General features: G+C 36.4%; 19 protein-coding genes and 1 other annotated feature. Of the genes, 5 read left to right on the forward strand and 14 right to left on the reverse strand.

Translation table 11 applies throughout. The annotated features are described in order from the left end of the window. Positions 1 to 31: 31 nt before the first annotated feature. The 3 genes from pheT to P2Q73_RS13920 form a co-directional block, all read right to left on the reverse strand. On the reverse strand, positions 32 to 2,443 hold the full coding sequence (pheT, locus tag P2Q73_RS13910; RefSeq protein WP_275788243.1) for a phenylalanine--tRNA ligase subunit beta: 2,412 nt from the start codon (positions 2,441 to 2,443) through the stop codon (positions 32 to 34). Between the two features lie 12 nt (positions 2,444 to 2,455). After that, a complete protein-coding gene (pheS, locus tag P2Q73_RS13915) occupies positions 2,456 to 3,493 on the reverse strand; it encodes a phenylalanine--tRNA ligase subunit alpha (RefSeq protein ID WP_275788246.1) in 1,038 nt (345 codons plus the stop codon). A 162-nt stretch (positions 3,494 to 3,655) separates the two neighbouring features. Further along, positions 3,656 to 3,887, reverse strand: a binding site (T-box leader). Between the two features lie 821 nt (positions 3,888 to 4,708). Continuing rightward, complete coding sequence (locus P2Q73_RS13920; protein ID WP_275788249.1) at positions 4,709 to 5,470, reverse strand: TrmH family RNA methyltransferase; 762 nt, start codon at positions 5,468 to 5,470, stop codon at positions 4,709 to 4,711. Between the two features lie 91 nt (positions 5,471 to 5,561). On the opposite strand from P2Q73_RS13920, the gene sspI reads away from it, so the two are divergent. Beyond that, a complete protein-coding gene (sspI, locus tag P2Q73_RS13925; RefSeq protein WP_053588674.1) occupies positions 5,562 to 5,768 on the forward strand; it encodes a small acid-soluble spore protein SspI in 207 nt (68 codons plus the stop codon). Between the two features lie 41 nt (positions 5,769 to 5,809). Here the strand turns inward: sspI and P2Q73_RS13930 are convergent, their stop codons facing one another. Both P2Q73_RS13930 and P2Q73_RS13935 read right to left on the reverse strand, forming a co-directional pair. After that, on the reverse strand, positions 5,810 to 6,313 hold the full coding sequence (locus P2Q73_RS13930) for a hypothetical protein (protein WP_275788253.1): 504 nt from the start codon (positions 6,311 to 6,313) through the stop codon (positions 5,810 to 5,812). After that, entirely contained in the window at positions 6,310 to 6,519 is a 210-nt protein-coding gene (locus P2Q73_RS13935) for a helix-turn-helix transcriptional regulator (RefSeq protein WP_053588672.1), read from the reverse strand. Before P2Q73_RS13935 ends, P2Q73_RS13930 begins: the two co-directional genes overlap by 4 nt. Positions 6,520 to 6,854: 335 nt before the next feature. Here P2Q73_RS13935 and P2Q73_RS13940 point away from each other — a divergent pair, with 335 nt between their 5' ends. From P2Q73_RS13940 to P2Q73_RS13950, 3 genes are all read left to right on the forward strand, one after another. Next, positions 6,855 to 8,249, forward strand: coding sequence for an FAD-binding oxidoreductase (locus P2Q73_RS13940; RefSeq protein ID WP_056833049.1), 1,395 nt, complete (start codon positions 6,855 to 6,857; stop codon positions 8,247 to 8,249). 1 nt (position 8,250) lies between these two features. Further along, positions 8,251 to 9,231 (forward strand): bile acid:sodium symporter family protein, encoded by a 981-nt coding sequence (locus tag P2Q73_RS13945; RefSeq protein ID WP_056833048.1) that lies wholly within the window; start codon positions 8,251 to 8,253, stop codon positions 9,229 to 9,231. A gap of 140 nt (positions 9,232 to 9,371) precedes the next feature. Continuing rightward, on the forward strand, positions 9,372 to 9,920 hold the full coding sequence (locus P2Q73_RS13950; RefSeq protein ID WP_275788259.1) for a hypothetical protein: 549 nt from the start codon (positions 9,372 to 9,374) through the stop codon (positions 9,918 to 9,920). Positions 9,921 to 10,248: 328 nt separating this feature from the next. Here P2Q73_RS13950 and argF read toward each other — a convergent pair whose 3' ends face one another. The 4 genes from argF to P2Q73_RS13970 form a co-directional block, all read right to left on the reverse strand. Beyond that, positions 10,249 to 11,214: an ornithine carbamoyltransferase gene (gene argF / locus P2Q73_RS13955; protein ID WP_275788261.1), complete on the reverse strand. Its 966-nt coding sequence runs from the start codon at positions 11,212 to 11,214 to the stop codon at positions 10,249 to 10,251. A gap of 143 nt (positions 11,215 to 11,357) precedes the next feature. After that, positions 11,358 to 12,446 carry a M42 family metallopeptidase gene (locus P2Q73_RS13960; RefSeq protein ID WP_275788264.1) on the reverse strand — a complete coding sequence of 363 codons (1,089 nt, stop codon included), beginning with the start codon at positions 12,444 to 12,446 and terminating at the stop codon, positions 11,358 to 11,360. A gap of 71 nt (positions 12,447 to 12,517) precedes the next feature. Then, the gene (locus tag P2Q73_RS13965) at positions 12,518 to 14,422 is read right to left on the reverse strand and encodes a DUF2207 domain-containing protein (RefSeq protein ID WP_275788265.1); all 1,905 of its coding nucleotides are present in this window, start codon (positions 14,420 to 14,422) and stop codon (positions 12,518 to 12,520) included. 77 nt (positions 14,423 to 14,499) lie between these two features. Then, positions 14,500 to 14,985 carry a dUTP diphosphatase gene (locus P2Q73_RS13970; protein ID WP_275788267.1) on the reverse strand — a complete coding sequence of 162 codons (486 nt, stop codon included), beginning with the start codon at positions 14,983 to 14,985 and terminating at the stop codon, positions 14,500 to 14,502. A 93-nt stretch (positions 14,986 to 15,078) separates the two neighbouring features. Between P2Q73_RS13970 and P2Q73_RS13975 the strand changes: the two genes are divergently transcribed. Next, entirely contained in the window at positions 15,079 to 15,462 is a 384-nt protein-coding gene (locus P2Q73_RS13975) for a hypothetical protein (protein WP_053588664.1), read from the forward strand. 722 nt (positions 15,463 to 16,184) lie between these two features. On the opposite strand, the gene P2Q73_RS13980 is transcribed toward P2Q73_RS13975, so the two are convergent. The 5 genes from P2Q73_RS13980 to thrS form a co-directional block, all read right to left on the reverse strand. Then, on the reverse strand, positions 16,185 to 16,469 hold the full coding sequence (locus tag P2Q73_RS13980; protein ID WP_275788269.1) for a DUF1294 domain-containing protein: 285 nt from the start codon (positions 16,467 to 16,469) through the stop codon (positions 16,185 to 16,187). Positions 16,470 to 16,528: 59 nt separating this feature from the next. After that, positions 16,529 to 16,888, reverse strand: coding sequence for a 50S ribosomal protein L20 (gene rplT, locus P2Q73_RS13985; RefSeq protein WP_053588662.1), 360 nt, complete (start codon positions 16,886 to 16,888; stop codon positions 16,529 to 16,531). Positions 16,889 to 16,934: 46 nt separating this feature from the next. Beyond that, the gene (rpmI, locus tag P2Q73_RS13990) at positions 16,935 to 17,135 is read right to left on the reverse strand and encodes a 50S ribosomal protein L35 (protein ID WP_053588661.1); all 201 of its coding nucleotides are present in this window, start codon (positions 17,133 to 17,135) and stop codon (positions 16,935 to 16,937) included. 30 nt (positions 17,136 to 17,165) lie between these two features. Continuing rightward, entirely contained in the window at positions 17,166 to 17,729 is a 564-nt protein-coding gene (gene infC, locus P2Q73_RS13995) for a translation initiation factor IF-3 (RefSeq protein ID WP_082355151.1), read from the reverse strand. Positions 17,730 to 17,981: 252 nt separating this feature from the next. Beyond that, positions 17,982 to 19,913 (reverse strand): threonine--tRNA ligase, encoded by a 1,932-nt coding sequence (gene thrS, locus P2Q73_RS14000; protein ID WP_275788273.1) that lies wholly within the window; start codon positions 19,911 to 19,913, stop codon positions 17,982 to 17,984. Positions 19,914 to 19,987: the final 74 nt, after the last annotated feature.

The raw sequence follows: 19,987 nt of genomic DNA on the forward strand, positions 1-19,987 counted from the left end.
AGCACCAATAATTGGTGCTGCTCCGTTTAAATTATCCTCTTAACTCTGCTCCTGCTTGTTCTGCAAGTGCTTTTAATACTTTGTTATGGGCATTCACAACTTCTTCGTCTGTTAGTGTACGTTCTGGGTCGAAGTATGTGAGAGAGAATGCAACCGATTTTTTACCTGGTTCCATTTTTTCTCCTTCATATAAGTCGAAAAGATGTACACCTTTTAATAGTCTTCCACCAGATAATTGAATAATTGCTTGTAGTTCGCCAGCTGCTTTTTCGCTGTCTACTACTAATGCAATATCACGTGTAATTGACGGGAATTTTGAAACTGGTGCATAGTATAATGCATCCAATTCTTTATTTAATACTTTTGCTAAATTAATTTCTACTACATAAGTTTCTTTCAAATCACGTGCTTTTTGCTCAGAAGGATGTAATTGACCGATGACACCGATTGCTTCTCCTGCTAGCTTAATGGATGCAGTACGTCCTGGATGTAAGCCATCTATTACCGCTTTTTCAAATGTAAGTTCACTTGTATGGCCAAGAAGTTCCATTAAACCTTCTACAATTCCTTTTAATACAAAGAAATCAACTACTTTTTTCTCACCTTGCCAGCTATGCTCTACCCATTTACCTGCAATTACTGCTGCTAAATGTTCTTGCTCATGTGGCAAACCTGATTCTGTTTCTCCTAAGAACACAGACCCTACTTCATAAAGTGCCACCGTATCTGCTTGACGTGCAGTATTATACGTAACAGCTTCCAATAAATGCGGGATTAAGCTTTGGCGAAGGATGCTACGTTCTTCACTCATTGGCATTAATAGTTCTGTGACTGGAGCTGTTTCTAATGCAAATTTTTGAGACATTTCTTTAGAAGTTAAAGAATACGTAATAGCTTGATAAAGACCTACACCTTCCAAATAAGCTCTAACTTGACGACGTTTTGCTTGGTAAGAGGTTAAGCCACCTGGTTTTGATTCTTCCACTGGTAAAGTCATTGGAATTTCATCATAACCGTACATACGAGCAATTTCTTCCACGATATCCTCTGGAATTTTAATATCTTGACGACGAGTTGGAGCATTAATATATAAGTATCCATTTGCCGCTTGATAATCAAATTTTAATCTACTCAAAATAGATGTCATGTCTTCTAAAGAAATTTTCATCCCTAAACGGTTATTGATGAAATCAGGAGACACGACTACTTCAGTAGGTTTTTTTTCTAACTCATCCACTATAACAGAACCAGCTAAAACTTCTCCGCCAGCAAGCTCTGCAAGAAGACTTGCCGCTCGTTCAGCAGCTAGAATCACACGATTTGGGTCTACACCTTTTTCAAATCGAGCGCTTGCATCACTTCGTAAGTTGTGGTCTTTAGATGTTTGTCGAACAGAACCACTTGCAAAGTATGCAGATTCAATTACTACCGTCGTAGTTCCATCATGCACTTCTGAATTTGCGCCACCCATTACACCAGCAATTGCAACTGGTTCTTGACCATTTGTAATTACTAAATGACTGGACTTCAATGTACGCTCTTGATCATCCAATGTGACAATTTTTTCCCCTTCTTCTGCAAGACGAACGACAATTTCCTTTGTTTCTAATCTGTCATAATCGAATGCATGAAGAGGTTGACCATATTCCATTAATACGTAATTTGTAATATCTACTACGTTATTATGTGGACGAACGCCAGCTGCCATCAAGCGATGCTGTAACCATAATGGTGATTCTTTTACTTGAACATTTTTCACCACTTTTGCTACGTACATTGGATTTTCTTCCATAGCATTAACACGTAAATTTAAATAATCAGATGCTTGTTCATTACTTTCATTGTAAGTTGCTTCCGGATATTTCATGTCTTCTGATAGGATTGCCCCTACTTCATAAGCTACCCCAAGCATACTTAGTGCATCTGAACGGTTAGGAGTCAGGCCAAGTTCAAGGATAATATCATCTAAACCTAGTAAAGGCAATGCACTCTCCCCAGGAGTTGCTGATTCCGGTAGTACATAAATACCCTCTGCATACGCTTTAGGTACGAGTCTTCCTTCTATACCTAGTTCTTGAAGAGAACAAATCATTCCGTTTGATTCTTCTCCACGAAGTTTTGCCTTCTTAATTTTTATTCCACCAGGCAGTACTGCTCCTGGTCGTGCAACGATTACTTTTTGTCCAGCTGCAACATTTGGAGCCCCACAAATAATTTGTGTTATTTCTTCTCCTACGTCTACTTGGCAAATATTTAATTTGTCTGCTTCTGGATGCTTCACACAATCCTTTACATAACCTACTACAACGTTTGTCATGCCTTGAGAACGATCTATTACTGCATCAACTTCAATACCTGAACGAGTTATTTTTTCACCCAAATCCTTTGGATCGAGTCCTTGCGTATTTACATATTCTGCTAACCATTTCGTAGAAACTAACATGTCATTTCCTCCTTACACTTCTGTTCGGTGGAATTGCGATAAGAAACGCACATCATTCGTATAGAAATGACGAATATCTTCCACTCCATATTTCAACATAGCAATACGTTCTGGGCCCATACCAAATGCAAAACCTGAAAGCTTTTTCGAATCATATCCAGCCATTTCAAGGACATTCGGATGCACCATACCAGCACCTAAAATCTCAATCCAACCTGTTTTTTTACACACGTTACAGCCACTACCACCACACTTGAAGCAAGAAATATCCATTTCAACAGATGGCTCTGTAAATGGGAAGAAACTTGGACGTAGACGGATTTCTCTATCCTCTCCGAACATTTTTTTCGCAAAAACAGAAAGTGTACCTTTTAAGTCACTCATTCGAATATTTTCACCTATTACCAATCCCTCAATTTGAGTGAATTGATGTGAATGAGTCGCATCATCATTATCTCGACGATACACTTTACCTGGACAAATAATTTTAATTGGCTTGCCTTCTTTTGCTTCCATTGTCCGAGCTTGCACAGGTGATGTATGTGTACGAAGAAGAATATCTTCTGAAATATAAAAAGAGTCTTGCATATCACGAGCTGGATGTCCTTTTGGCAAGTTCAAAGCTTCAAAGTTGTAGTAATCCTTTTCCACTTCTGGACCTTCGGCAATTTCATAACCCATGCTGATAAATAAGTCCTCAATCTCTTCTACCACTCGTGTTAAAGGATGATGATTCCCAGTTTTAACTGGGCGACCTGGTAATGTAACATCAATAGATTCTTTTTCTAATTGCTCTAGAATTGCTTGCTCTTGAAGGAGTGTCATCCGAGCTTCTAATACTTCGGTTACTTCTTCTCGAACAACATTTACTAGAGCTCCCATTTTTGGACGTTCATCTGCAGGAAGTTTACCCATTCCTTTTAATAAATCCGTAATTGGTCCTTTTTTCCCTAGGTATGCAACACGTACATCATTTAATTCTTTTACATTTTGTGAAGCTTCAATTTTTTGCAAAGCTTCTTCTTTTAATTGTTGAAGTTGTGCTTCCATGTTTTATGATCTCTCCTTAATCAAATTCGCCTTGGCGTATTAGAGTCCAGATTTTGCATCGAGCCCGCTCGATGAACTCCTTTACAAAATCTGTGCCCTCCGCCGAAGGCATGCATGTTTCCGCTAATTGAAATTTTGACAAAATAAAAACCCCGCCCCTATAAAAGGGACGAGGACTAATTTCGCGGTACCACCCTGATTATTGTACAAAAAACGTACAATCACTCAATTCGACTAACGGTTCTACACCGGCACACCTTTACAGCAATTGCTGGTCCCGGTGGCAGCTAACGGGGTGAACTTCTATATGCATTCTCCAATTACACTTTCAGTCAAGGTGTAAAATTCCTTTATTCGAATCGTCATATATACTTTTCCCGATGACAGCTTTTTTATTTATCAAATTATATTCTATTATACGGAGTTTTAAACGTTTCATCAAGTGTGACTTTTTTATATTATACGCAACTGAACCATAATGTTGCGCATACTAGATAAAATACGTCTTAAAGAAGTGCCCTTTAGGTATTTCGCAGCAGTCGGACGCTTTCCGCGGGGTGAGCGATGAGCCATCACCGCCGCTACGCGTTCGTTGTGATGACTCATCTGTCTCACTCGTCCCGCTGGAGTCTCCGCCTGCTGTGAAAATCAATGGAACTTGCTGGTTAATCAATAGCAAAATGGGATAGATCATTAGATTTATCAACGTCTTACTAGCAGTAATTTAGTTAAAATCATTTTTTTACAAATTACATAATTACGCACAACATTCCAGAGCATTTTTCTCAACATAGACTACCATACTCGCTACATTTCTTTTCATACGTGCAATATATATAAAAGCTAATTAGAAAATAGCATCTCATGCCAAGTTAAAGCTTTTTTATAAGAAATGTTGTCGTGTTTATAGGTCGGTTTGTCGCGTTCATAGCGAGTATTGTCTCGTTCAACCATTTATTGGATTTAGCGTGGTGGTGTGAGACTCCTGCGGAAATAGCGTTAGCCGAAGACCCCGCAGTTGTGTGGAAGGCAATCTAAGCTCGCCGCATCCTGCTCCTGCGCAAAGCTCGTCGCAAAAGAACTTTTGCGGAAACGATTGCATGACCAACATCGTGTTGGCCTAGGAGGCTAAGGCAACGCCCGCGGAAAGCGAAACGCCAGAACGCTAATTTCTAGCGTAATCCCTTACTCGCAACAATGTTGCTCATTTGTGAACTATAATGACAATCCGTACAACAGTATTCCTGTTGCAACCGCCACATTTAATGATTCGGCTTGTCCTAAAAGGGGCACTATAATATTTTGATCAGTCTGCTCTAATAGCTCTTTGTTAATGCCGCTTCCTTCATTTCCAACAATTAAAGCAAAAGAATCACTTTTCTCAACTTTATGGAATGGTGTTGAGTTTTCAAATGCAGTACCGAAAACGGGAATCTGACGTTTTTTTAATTGCTCTACCCAATAATGCAAGTCACCTTTTAAAATCGGTATATGAAAATGAGAGCCTTGTGCTGATCTTAGCGTCTTTGGATTATATGCATCCGCAGATCCTTTACCTAAAATTACTGCATCGATTCCAGCAGCATCTGCTGTACGGATCATTGTACCAATATTCCCAGGGTCTTGAACTGCATCAATTAACAAAATTCGCTTCCAATTGGCATGCTCTTCCTCTTTCACAGTTTGCTGCTTACAATGAGCAAATATACCTTGTGTATGCTCTGTTTCTGCAAGTTCTTTTTTAATAACATCATTAATTTCTACTATTTCTATATTGTTTACGTCCCAAGTCACAGGGATTTCGCTTGTGTCACTAATCATTATAGTTAATACTTTTTCTTTTTGTTTAATCGCTTCTTCTACTAAGTGATATCCCTCTATTAGAAACTCGCTTGTTTTTTCGCGCTCTTTTCGAACACTTAATAATTTTTTCCAATGTTTCACTAGCGAATTTTGCGTGGATTCAATTCGTTTCATCTATATGTAACCGCCTTTTTTATTTAATAGTAACAAATTCATGTATAGCAAGCGAGTGTTTGGGGAAGATAATTGCAAGGAGTGATGAAAAATGGATTTTCAAATTCGAGAAGCAATATCAGCTAATATGAAAGGGCAATCTCCGACTGACATTCGAGGGGTTGTTGAGGATGCAATTCAAAGAGGAGAAGAACATTTACTTCCTGGTCTTGGAGTGTTCTTTGAAAAATGGTGGAACATTGCGGATGATACAAAGAAAAACGCTGTACTAAATGAACTTTCAACTGCATTCAAATAAAAATAACCCGTGAAGAAAATTTGATTCTTCACGGGTTCTTTTTATACTTCCTCTTCTTCCATTGTATGTTTACGAATATTTACATAATAAATAATATATTGCGTCATGGAAAGAACAATTATATTCAAAATGATCAATAGCTGAGATGCAGGTAAAAATAGATGGAAAACAGCGGATAAAGGCAATGACCATGAAAAGAATGTGTAAACTTTCTGGGTTGCTTTAGTTGTAATCATTTGCCAAGCTTCATCATCTTCCATATATTCAGCTGGTTTTATACCCCAAATAGTTATTTTGTTTCTCGGATGTTCTTTGTTATATTTCGATATTTTTGTACCAAATAGTAGAACCATCCCAATGTATACAGGAAGCAATAAAAACACCATAAATCCTTCTAATGCACCTAACTCTACAGAATAGGTGAACGAGCTATTCGCCTTAGCAAAATTAGATATTGCTCCAGTAATTACAATTGCAAATAATAGAAATAACAAAGCAAAGCCCATTTGCCAAAGTGGATATTGCACCCGAAAATCCTTCTTCATTTCCATTCCTCCCCTTCTAACCAAAATAATTCATCCACTTTACAGTCGAGAATATGTGCAAGCTTTAAAGAAAGTGTTATAGATGGGGAGAATTCCCCTTTTTCAATAAACCCAATTGTTTGTCTTGTTACTCCGGCTTTTTCACCCAATTCCCCTTGAGTGTAGCTAAATCTTGCCCTAAGCTCTTTCACACGATTTTTAAGCATTTAAATAACCCTTTCTTCAAAAAGTTAACTTTTATATACATAATGTAACGTATACTTAACATATTGTCAATTAAAATTAACAAAAAGTTAATTAAACATCACCTTTAGCTATTGTATATATTTTCTTGAGTAAAATTGCGAAAATATTCACAAAGGGAATTTGTCCTTGTATTAAGCTACTTTTAGACTAATATGCAATATATTTACCCCTTTTTTCTTCCAAAAAAGGTATTTTTATAACTTGCTATTTTACTTTTTCTATTTGATAATTACACTATTGGAATTGTCTGAAAAATTCTAATTTATATTTAATTCTAAGTGAAGAGGAGAAAAAAATGAGCACATCCATCGAAACTATAGTACTTGCTTTAAAAGAATTTTTAGGAGACGACCAAGTTTCAATCAATCAAACAATTAGAGAACTTCATGGTAGAGACGAATCCTATCATGATATAAGCCTTCCAGATATTGTGGTATTTCCAAAAACAACTTTAGAAGTAAGTAATATCATGAAAGTAGCAAATAATTTAAAAGTACCTGTTGTCCCATTTGGTCGTGGTTCTAGTCTGGAAGGACACATCATTCCTTACGATAAGGGAATTACCATTGACTTTTCGTTGATGGATAAAATTTTAGAAGTTCGTGAAAAGGATTTACTTGTAAAAGTACAACCTGGTGTAACAAGAACTCAGTTGAATAAGGAGTTAAAAAAATACGGACTGTTCTTCTCTGTTGATCCGGGAGCAGATGCAACTTTAGGTGGAATGGCTGCAACAAATGCAAGTGGTACAACTACCGTAAAATATGGAGTTATGCGTGATCAAGTCCGCGATTTAGAAGTAGTACTTGCGGATGGAACTATTATACATACTGGGAACTTAGCAGCAAAATCCTCATCTGGATACCATTTGAACGGTCTTTTTGTTGGTTCGGAAGGGACACTGGGTTGTTTCACAGAACTGACTTTAAAAGTATATGGTATTCCTGAATTCACAACAGCTGCTAGAGCAGTCTTCCCTACAGTCCAAAATGCTGTAGAGGCAGTTACCTCTATTTTACAAGCTGGAATTCCAATAGCTCGTGTGGAATTAGTAGATGAAGAATCTATTCGTCAAGTAAACCATTTTAGCGATACAAATTATGCAGAAAGACCAACGCTGTTTTTAGAATTCGACGGCAACGAAGCAGGATTAACACAAGATGTTGAGTTTACAAAAGAAATAATGGAAGATCATGATTGCGAAGAAATTCAATTTGAAACAGACAATACAGCTCGCACGAAACTATGGGATGCAAGACATAATCTGGCCTATGCTTATATACACGGAAACGTTGGGAAAAAGATGATGGTTACAGACGTTTGTGTTCCGATATCTGAATTAGCAGGTGCAGTAATTTTTGCAAGAAAAGAATTAGAAGCAATCGGACTTACCGGTGGAGTTGTAGGCCATGTTGGAGATGGTAATTTCCATGCTCTATTAATGATTGACATGAATAATCCAGAAGAAGTTGCTAAAGCTGATGCATTTAATGAAAAAATCGTTCACTATGCACTAGAAAGAGATGGTACTTGTACAGGAGAACATGGAGTTGGAGTAGGTAAACAAAAATATCAGGCTGCTGAACATGGAGAAGCACTTCATGTAATGGAAAAGATTAAGCTAGCACTTGATCCAAATAATATTTTAAATCCTAATAAAATAGTAAAAATAGAAAGCTTAGGTGAATAAATTGAAAGTTTTAGAATCCATCAGTAACTTTGCAGGAAAATATTTTGCTTTTTTAGTAATAATAGTAGCGGTTATCGCATTCTTAATTCCGGATACTTTTTTACCGTTTGGAAAGTATATTACGATTTTGCTAGGAATAGTAATGTTTGGGATGGGGCTTACGTTGAAAGCTGTTGACTTCAAGTTAATTGCAACACATCCTAAACCAGTTTTATTAGGTGTGGCTGCTCAGTTTATCATTATGCCTTCTACAGCACTTGCTATTGCTTATATTTTACAGCTTCCTGGTGAACTTGCAGCTGGACTTGTCCTCCTTGGCTCTGTACCTGGAGGAACAGCTTCTAACGTTATGGTTTATTTAGCAAAAGGAAATGTTCCATTATCCATAACGATGACATCTTTTTCAACATTACTTGCACCATTACTTACGCCAATATTATTACTTTTATTGGCAGGTCAATGGATGCCGGTTGATCCTATGTCGATGTTTAAATCAATTGTACAAGTAATTATTCTTCCAATCGCTCTTGGATTAATTGTAAAAAAAATACTACCTACTTTTGTAGAAAAAAGTTTAAACGTCGTTCCTTTAATTTCTGTTTTAGCGATTATTACAATCGTTTCTGCGGTAGTAGCTGGAAACGTCGACAATATTGCTTCTGCTGGATTTTTGGTATTCTTAGGAGTATTTCTTCACAACGGGGCTGGTCTCCTTTTAGGTTATTATGCAGGGAAAATGACTGGTCTTTCCAAATTAGATTGTCGTGCTATCTCTATTGAAGTTGGGATGCAAAATTCAGGATTAGGTGTTGCATTAGCTACAGCTCATCTAGGTCCTCTAGCAGCATTACCAAGTGCACTAGGTGCAGTTTGGCACAATATTTCTGGTCCTATCCTCGCGACATATTGGTCTAAACGTCCAGTTGAGGGAAGTGAAAAAATAAGCTCTACTACAACGAAAATTACCGTGTCTGAAGTATAATTGACAAAATAATGACTGACTCATTTGCCGATAACACGACGATGGGTCAGTCTTTTTTAATGGGATTATATACATAAAAAACTGTAACAAAGTTTGTGGAAGTCACGACTAATTATAGAATGCAACCTTAATGAAAGGAAGTGACCACTATAAAAAAAATTTTCCTATTAATATTTATCCTAATAGCACTCGTTGCTTGCGGAACTGCAAAACAAGATGATGAACAGATATTTTCAAAAGATAACAAGGACATTATGGATGATTTCATATTCCAACTTAAATCTGAAAAAGATACTTATACACTAAACGAACCCCTTCAAATTTACGCTCAACTGGAGTATGTTGGCGAAAGTGATGAAATTACGATTTATCACGCTAGTTCCCCTTTCATATTAGAGTTGAAAGAGTTAAATACTAATTTTGATTTTGGGTATGCAATGGATACACCACTTCTCAGCTCAACGCTAAAAAAAAGGGAACCTTTACGTATACCATATAGTTTTTCTGGTGGTTACAATGAATTCAGTCCAGATGATCACGTTCAATTTGTTAATAAGCTAATGGATGGAGAATTTCCGATAGGAAGATATGTTATTACTAGTAAAACAGATTTCTATATTGAAACAGATGAGGCAAAACAAACTTATAATATGGAACAATCAATTGAATTTGAAGTTGTGGAAAATTAAGATTTAACAGAACTAAAAAATCGTTAATCTCGCCTATGAAAAGTAATACCTGTTTTCAATAGATATCGGATTGATGTGGACAGTGCGGTTGCTTCATCCATACCGCGTTTTTTAGATGAGGGTGTCCTGAGTTTACTGAGTAGAAATAGTTTACTCTATGTAAATAATAAAGAGTGATCCAGCGTCTCCTGAATCACTCTTCCTATGTAGTGATGAAGCCGTCCATCTTGACAGACAACATCACTGTACGGTGTTACAAATACAAAACAATCTTATCAAGCTGCTAGACAAACCCTGTCAAGTCAACTTGAATTCTATAAAATGTTTACTATGCCATTACAGAAGCAAGTACTGCTTTTTGGGCATGTAAACGGTTTTCGGCTTGTTGAAAAATATATGAGTTTGGACCATCTATAATAGATGTTGAAACTTCTTCTTCACGATGAGCAGGTAGGCAATGCAAAAACATATAGTCCGATTTAGCATTTGCTACTAATTCATCATTAATTTGAAAATCTTTAAAGTCCGCAAGTCTTTTTGCTGTTTCCTCTTCCTGCCCCATAGACGTCCAAACGTCTGTATAAACTACATCTGCATTCACAACTGCCTCTAATGGATCATTTGTCACAAAAAGTGACCCTCCATTTTCCAGTGCAATTGCTGTTGCTTTATTAATAATGTCAGCATTCGCTTCATAACCAACCGGAGTTGCCACTGCAATATGCATTCCCATATAAGCTGCTGCAATTACCAAGGAATGAGCTACATTATTTCCATCACCTATATAAGCAAGCTTCAGACCTTCCATATTGTCTTTTACCTCATGTATCGTTAATATATCTGCAAGTGCTTGGCAAGGATGATACATATCAGTTAAACCATTAATAACAGGTATACTTGCATGTTCTGCAAGTTCTTTCACCATTTCATGTGAATTCGCTCGAATCATAATCCCGTCTAAATATCCAGATAATACATGGCCAGTGTCATATACCGATTCACCTCGTCCGATCTGTAGATCACGTGCATTCATAAACATGCCATTTCCGCCTAATTGCTTCATCCCAACTTCAAAAGAGATTCTAGTACGAGTCGAATGTTTTTCAAAAATCATTCCTAAAGTTTTCCCTTCTAATAAGGGGGGACACTTTCCAGCCTTAGTCAATGCTTTCAATTCTACTGCTAGCTGTATTAATTCTCTCACTTCCTCTTTTGAGTAATCCAAAAGTGTTAGCAGGTCTTTGCCTTTTAAGCTATCAACCACTTTTAGATTAACCCATTCTAGTAATTTCATTTATAAAAACTCCTTTTTACGTATATTTATGTAACCCTTATTATAAATGTGAATAATTATAAAGTCAAATGAATTTTAATACAAATTTTATAATAATAAAAAAAGTCTAGAAAGGCTATTTTTCTGCCTTCTAGACTCTTTCATTACTCAAATGTTATTTGGTTTACAGTGTTTCGATCTAACTTTTTAATGACTTCTATTAGAAGCTTTACTGTATTTTCATAGTCATCTCGATGTAAAATTCCAGCATGTGAATGAATATAACGAGTGGCAATTCCAATAGATAAAGAAGGAACTCCATTTAAAGAAATATGCATAGACCCAGCATCTGTACCGCCACCTGGAATCATCTCAAATTGATATGGAATATTATTTTCTTCTGCTGTATCAATTACTAGGTCACGTAGACCTTTATGTGAAACCATTGAAGCGTCAAATAATATAACTTGTGGCCCTTCTCCCATTTTGCTTGTTGATTCTTTAGCAGTAATTCCTGGTGTGTCCCCTGCAATACCTACATCCACTGCAAAACCAATATCCGGTTTAACTTTTACTGTAGAAGTTTTTGCCCCACGCAGACCAATTTCTTCTTGAACGTTTCCAACTCCATAAACAATATTCGGATGTTTTTCATTTTTTAATCCTTTTAATACATCAATTGCAATGGCACAACCAATGCGATTATCCCAAGCTTTAGCCAAAAGTAATTTTTCGTTATTCATAACAGTGAACTCAAAATACGGAACAACCATGTCCCCTGGTAATACTCCCCATTCCATTGCTTCTTCTTTGGAAGATGCACCTATATCGATAAACATATCTTTTACGTCAACCGCTTTTTTACGAGCATCAGGAGTTAATATATGCGGTGGCTTTGACCCGATAACACCAGTAATTGTGTCTCCTTTACGAGTAACAATTGTAACACGCTGTGCAAGCATGACTTGAGACCACCAGCCACCTACAGTTTGAAAACTTAAAAATCCTTTATCATCTATTTTAGAAATCATGAAACCGACTTCGTCTAAATGACCTGCAACCAGAATTTTTGGTCCGTTTGCATCGCCGACTTTTTCGGCAATTAGACTTCCTAGATTATCATATTCAATTTTGTCAGCATGAGGAGCAATATACTTCTCCATTACCTTACGTGCTTCTCGCTCATTTCCGGGAATAGCTTTAGCATCTGTCAATTCCTTTAACATAGTTAATGTTTCATCCAGCTGTGCCATTATTTCGACCTCCTAAATATCTATCTAATATATTATATTCTAAAATGTATGCATTTTCAAAATTTAACTAGTTAGTCTGCTCCAGCTCCTCCTCCTCCACCATCACTCCCTCCTTCACTTCCACCACTAGAAGCTCCTCCCCACGAAGTTCCATCTGATGAAGCTACTTTAGTCCACTTCCATGACTGAGTAACATAGTCAAGTGGATCCGTTGAAGTTAAAAGCAAAGCAGCAAGAGGAACTGATATCTCCTGCAAAGAAACTTTCTTTTCATTTTTTCTACCAAGTAGATAAGCCCTGACAACCCATTTTTCTTGTTCTTTATCACTTAAATTATCTGGTATACCTAGTTTAATGCGACTTTTAAAGGAACGTATCGCATCCTTTGCACGAACAGCATTCATAGATAATATATTTCTTGGCAGTACAATAAATAAAACTGTGAACATTAATAACAAATTCACTAGAATATCAACTAATTGATCATTAACAAGGGGAGTTGTTGAGAAATACATAATAATGATATATAAGCCAAAAAATAAATTCGAACGTTTTTTTAACCATAGTATAATTAGAAATAGAAATGTTAGTCCCAATATAAAACCAATGCCCCAACCGCTTCGTAAATCTGCATAATAAGAAAAAGCTGTCATTGTAGCTAAAACAATTGTAGCTATACTTAATATTATTAAGGGAAGCTTACTATTAAATGTTCCAGCTTCCTCTAAATCACTTTCAACTAAACGATGCCATTTCATTTGATTCTTCTTAAAGTCTTTTACTCTCCCATGAAAATAACTGGAAGTCTTGTTATTTCTAGCTGCACCTGCAGCATCGTGTAAATGAAATGCCCATTTACTAGAGCCACTTCTAGTTGTAAAAAGCCAATTAATCATCTGTTTCTCAAAATCAGAAGAAGCCAATGATCCTTTAACTAATCGAAAATCAAGTGTTTCCTTTGGCGCATGAGAATCCTCTTTAAAACGAAGTGCTGCTTTTGTTTGCCTAACTGTAGCAGCACCTTTTTCTACCATTGAAAATAGTCCCGCTAAAAAAGCTTTAGGATGTGGCTTACCTACCCGGTCTACAAAGTATAAATATAAAAGATCTGTATTCATAACATCCTCAGTTGATCCTTTTCGCCAAAAGTGCCTTTGTGGTAATAAAAAAAGAAGAAGGACGATAATAAGTATACCAATTGTAGCTTTTGGAATAATTGCATGTAGTTTGTCTATATAAGAAATACGTTTTTCCGTTTCTTTCTGTATTCGCTTTTCATTTGCTATTGCTTGTTGTAAAGGAATAGCAACCTTCGTTTTTTCCATATTAGTCATCATAGAAGATGGGAAGAAAAAGCTTGTTTTAGTTTCGGTGTATGCTTCCGAAACAGAAGTGTTAAATCGGATTCCATACTGTGACTTTTCATTTTTCTTTGCATTCCTATCAAAAAGCACACCATCAAAATTAGTGGGATCTGTTGTACTAGGAAGGATGAAGTCAATTGTCACATTATTAATATTCTGATCATGAGCATCCACATCTTCAAAATAAGTTACTTTCGCTTCACTATAAGAATCATATGCTTTTATACTATTTTTTAATGTATATACATATAAAAATGAAACTTGTTGATTCTCTTTATTTACTTTTGTACGATAAACTCCATTCTCTTTTGATACATTTAATTGTTTGAGCGTAGCATCATCTATAAATCCAGGCTCTGGTTTTAATTGAGATAATTCATAAGCATAGAAGTTTATTACATTATTATCGTGTATTTTAGGGAAGGATCGGCTGAGATTATTAAATTCCCCGTCAAAATTATACGTAAATACTTCATTAACTAAGAGATCTCCATTTGGTTGAATCCATGATTTAATATGAACCGATTCGATTGAATAGGATTTAGCCTCTGCAATGACACTAAATGAAAACATCATAATGAATAAAACAATTGTGCTAATCATCTTTTTCATCGGCAACACCTCCTAAAAATACTAATAACTCTAGTAATTTTTACGGTTTGCTTTTGATTTGGTTTCATTAAAATTACTTAATATCCACTTTTCTGGCGCTCATAATTTGTTTCATTTTTTTGTATGTATGCTTGTAATACCTCTTCACTGCTAAAGCCAAGTTCTTCTGCCATTGCTCCATACAGTACCCACATTTTTTCGTAATACATTCTTGTAGGATTTTTCAAAAACGATAACACCGCCTCATTTGTTAAGAGAAAAAGCTCAGTTAAATCGGCGTCTATTTTTTCGATTGGCCAACTTTTTAAATCATTAAATCCTTTTTCAATTCCAAGTGAAAGTAAGAAATGAATGGAGTCCACATACTCTTCTAGTATTACGCTTTGTGAAGATGGACCTTTCTCACTCCAAAATTTAAAACATCTTGTTTCATTTGCTAGTTCTGCTAATTCTACAAGCAAAGCGAGCCCTTTTTTCGCAAAAACATCTTCTTTCACTTGTTTATTTGACTGAATATATTGATCTAAAGCTTGCTGCATTGTAAAAAGTTTATCTAAATTCATGTTTTCCTCCAAAAATTTTATATTATTTTGAAACCAAACTACCCCTTCTATCGTATAGCAGTTACTATGTATTTTACAAGGAGGACATTTCAAATGGTCCATATACTACGATTGCTTATAATTGCCCTTATTATATATGTTTTTTATAAAATTCTACGTTACTTGTTTGATCCTAAAAGAAAACTTGATGAGGCCTACGAGAAGGAACAATACTATTTTTATGATGATATTAAAAATGTTAGGAAAAACTTTTTTATTACTTATAAAGGTGCAATTTTTGAGGGAGAAAAATATTTAGGTACTACTGACCAAGCTTTTGAAGTCGTTTCTATATTTGTTTGGACAAAAGATTCATCCAAGTTGCAAGGATTTACTAAAGAAGATTTTCGGTTTTTACATAACGAAATCAAAATGAGTTATCCAGCTGCTAAAATTAATTGGAAAAGCCCGATAGAACAACTAATGAAAGAGGAATAAGAAAGCTAAAAGTGCAAACAACAGAAAAATTACATTGCATCCATTTGACGTAGCGCACCTACACTTCCTTCCTTACGCTGAGGGCACTGAAAAGGTCTATAGAATTTGACTTTACTAAATAATGTCGTCCGATAAATAAGAAAATCGTTGAAACGGCTCCCTTTCCGCGGGCGTTGCCTTAGCCTCCTCGCTGCGCTGTGGGGTCTTCGGCTAACGCTATTCGCGCAGGAGTGTCGCCTTTTTCAACGATTTTTTATAAATACTAATTGAAAAAATTTATGAGATAAAAACATAAAAACTTGCTCTATTAATGGCATGATGGTTTTCTAATTGAAAAGCGGATAATAGTTGATTGGAGTGGAAGGTGGCGACTCCAGCCGGAATAGCAAATGTTTTCTGCACCGAAAGCGAAGCGTCAGGTGCATGAGCTGAAGACCCTGGACTGAGCGTAGTGAGGGAAGCGGCTGAAGCCATGCCGGCGGAACGCGTCCGCCTGGAACGAAATTAACAGGTCCAAAATAATAAATCGAGTATGTAAACAACTTGTCGTTCACATACTGTTATGAAATCTCTTGGAGGACTTTTTTAGTGCCTTCGCTACGCTCCTGCAAGGTCTGGATTGTGAAATTTGTTTTCATCCAATATCAAACGATATTAGATGAAAGTGTACCTTTGTAGAGCAGGAGGCTTGCCGCTCACCCGAAGTAAGCATCGGAATACATTTAAGTTAAAATAGGACTGTCTTTTTGCAAGAGCCAAAAAATCAAGAATACATATAGTATTAATAACATTAAAAAGCCAACGCGAAAATTGGTATGCTTTGTTTTATGTCTAAAAAATTGCATTCCAATGTATGCGCCAATTCCACCACCAAAGATAGCGAGCGTCCACAATGTATTCTCCGAAACTCTTTGTTTATGTTTTTTTGCTTGAGACTTGTCATATCCCATAACGAAAAATGCAAAAATGGACATTACTAAAATAAATATTAGGATAATCTCTGTCATTGGATACTCCTTGTACAAAAAAAGCTGATAGAATCTCTATCAGCCTTTTTATCTATAAATTATTTATTGATTGCTTTTTTTGCTGCATCTGCAAGTTGTGTAAATGCTGCTGCATCAGTTACAGCTAAGTCAGCTAACATTTTACGGTTTACTTCGATTTCAGCTAATTTTAATCCGTGCATTAAACGGCTATAAGAAAGTCCGTTCATACGTGCTGCCGCATTGATACGTGTAATCCATAGTTTACGGAAATCACGTTTTTTGTTACGACGGTCACGGTATGCATACATTAATGATTTCATAACCTGTTGGTTTGCTACTTTATATAATGTATGTTTTGAACCGTAATAACCTTTAGCTAATTTTAATACTCTTTTACGACGCTTGCGCGTCACTGTTCCGCCTTTTACGCGTGGCATAGTTCATTACCTCCTGCTATTCTTTCGAATGATTGAATTTCTCTTATTATTTCATGTAAGTAAGTAAAGTTTTGATACGTTTGTAATCGCCTGAAGAAGCTACTTTAGTTTTACGTAATTTACGTTTAGCTTTAGTAGATTTGTTAGCGAATAAGTGGCTTCCAAAAGCACGGTCATGTTTTAATTTACCTGTACCCGTTTTTTTGAAACGTTTCGCAGCTCCACGGTGAGTTTTCATTTTCGGCATGTCGAATTCCTCCTAAACAATTGTACTCTATTACTGTTTTTCGTTCTTTGGTGCAAGCACTAAGAACATGCTACGGCCATCCATTTTCGGTTTTGACTCGATTGTGGATACTTCCGTACAAGCTTCAGCAAAACGATCTAATACTCGTTGACCAATCTCTTTATGAGTAATGGCACGACCTTTAAAACGAATAGATGCTTTCACTTTATCTCCTTTTTCAAGGAATTTGATCGCATTTTTCAATTTCGTTTGGAAATCATGTTCATCTATTGTTGGGCTCAAACGAACCTCTTTCATTACGATGATTTTTTGATTTTTACGAACTTCACGATCTTTCTTTTGCTGCTCAAATTTGAATTTACCATAGTCCATGATACGAGCGACCGGCGGCTTGGCTTGAGGAGCCACAAGGACAAGATCCAAATTTACACGACCTGCAATTTCAAGTGCTTCGTTACGTGTTTTTAAACCTAATTGATCACCATTTTGATCAATAACTCGTAGTTCGCGAGCTCGAATGCCATCGTTCACATACATGTCTTTGCTAATAACAATCCACCTCCAGATAGTGTCGCGAATACATGGTTTGGGCATAAATTCCGTAGAAACGAATTACTTACGCCGTTTTCGATCAAATAAAAAAACGAGCAGACATAAGATGTATGTCTGCCCGCCGATATAAGAACATGTAGCAACCTACATATTACAGTCGATCGTGTGCTTACCAGTCAACGACTTGCTGTGTCGAACAGGTGAGAAGCGGGCAGCCTCTTCTTATACCACAAACTTGTATTCAATAACCTTATTAACTATACCATGTTGTACTAGGCATGTCAACATAAAATATTAGTGAGAAACTTCTTGTTGAATTCGAGCAAGGAATTCATCAAATGGAATACTTTCTGATTGTTGCTCTCCATATTTACGTACATTTACATTACCTGCTTCCAATTCTTTATCTCCAAGAACAAGCATGTACGGAATTTTTTGCATTTGTGCTTCACGAATTTTATAACCTAGTTTTTCTTCTCGGTCATCCATTTCAACTCGGAATCCAGCAGCAACTAATTTTTCCTCCACTTGTTTTGCGAAATCGAAATGGACCTCATTGGATACTGGAATGATTTCAACTTGAACAGGTGCTAACCAAGTTGGGAATGCACCTTTATATTCTTCAATCAAAAATGCAACGAAACGTTCCATTGTAGAAACGACACCACGGTGAATAACGACTGGTCGATGCGGCTTACCATCTTCCCCAACATATGATAAATCAAATCGTTCTGGCAATAAGAAGTCAAGTTGTACCGTTGATAATGTTTCTTCTTTACCAATAGCTGTTTTTACTTGCACATCAAGTTTAGGTCCGTAGAATGCAGCTTCACCTTCTGCTTCGAAGTAATCTAAGCCAAGCTCATCCATTGCCTCTTTTAACATACTTTGTGCTTTTTCCCACATTACATCATCATCAAAATATTTTTCTTTATCTTCTGGATCACGATAAGAAAGACGGAATGAGTAATCTGTTAAATCGAAATCCTTATAGACAGAGATGATTAACTCAACTACCTTTTGGAATTCTGCCTTGATTTGGTCAGGGCGAACAAATAAGTGAGCATCATTCAATGTCATCCCACGTACACGTTGTAAACCTGATACAGCACCAGACATTTCATAACGGTGCATTGTTCCAAGCTCAGCAATTCGCAATGGAAGATTTCTATAAGAGTGCATACCATTTTTAAATATCATCATATGGTGTGGACAATTCATTGGACGCAACACTAATGTCTCATTGTCCATTTCCATTGGTGGGAACATAGAATCTTGATAGTGCTCCCAATGTCCAGATGTTTCATAAAGATCTTTGGAACCCAATACAGGAGTATACACATGTTTATATCCAAGTTTAAGCTCTTTATCTACAATATAGCGCTCGATCACACGACGAATTGTAGCACCATTAGGCAACCATAGTGGTAAACCTTGTCCAACTTTTTGGGAAGTCATAAACAAATCTAATTCTTTCCCTATTTTACGATGGTCACGTTCTTTTGCTTCTTCTAGCATTTGTAGGTGATGAGCAAGCTCTTCTTTTTTGAAGAATGCAGTACCATAAATACGTTGAAGCATTTTATTGTCGCTATTTCCGCGCCAGTATGCTCCAGCAATGCTTAACAATTTAAATTCTTTTAACTTTCCAGTAGAAGGAACATGTACTCCTCGGCAAAGATCAAAAAATTCACCTTGCTCATAAATGGATACTTGTTCATTTTCAGGAATCGCTTCTAAAAGTTCTAATTTATATTCATCATCAATTTCTTTGAATTTGTCGTATGCATCTTGACGAGATACATCATGTCGAACGATTTCAATATTTTCATTGATGATTTTTTTCATTTCTTTTTCGATTAGCACTAAATCTTCTGCAGTTATTGGTTCTGGCGAATCAATATCATAATAGAATCCATTTTCGATAACTGGACCTATTCCAAGTTTCACATCTTTAAACAAACGTTTCACTGCCTGAGCAAGTAAATGAGCTGTACTATGTCGTAAGATTTCTAGTGCTTCATCTGATTCAGGTGTAATAATCGCGATTTCTCCATCTTCTGTTATAGGAGTTTTTAAATCCACTAACTTTCCACTTAACTTTCCTGCAAGTGCTTTTTTACGTAAGCCTGGGCTAATGGATTGAGCGATTTCTTCTGTTGTTGTAGAAATCGGAAATTCTTTTACTGCTCCATCTGGAAATTTCAACTTAATAACTTCTGCCATTTTGAACACTCCTTTTATTTAGGTAAAGCGTATGCATTTATTATCGGAAAACAACAAAAAAACCCCGTCCCTAT

Origin of the sequence: Bacillus sp. Cr_A10 (genome assembly GCF_029222665.1) — a bacterium.
In the GTDB taxonomy this organism is placed as follows: Bacteria; Bacillota; Bacilli; order Bacillales_A; family Planococcaceae; genus Psychrobacillus.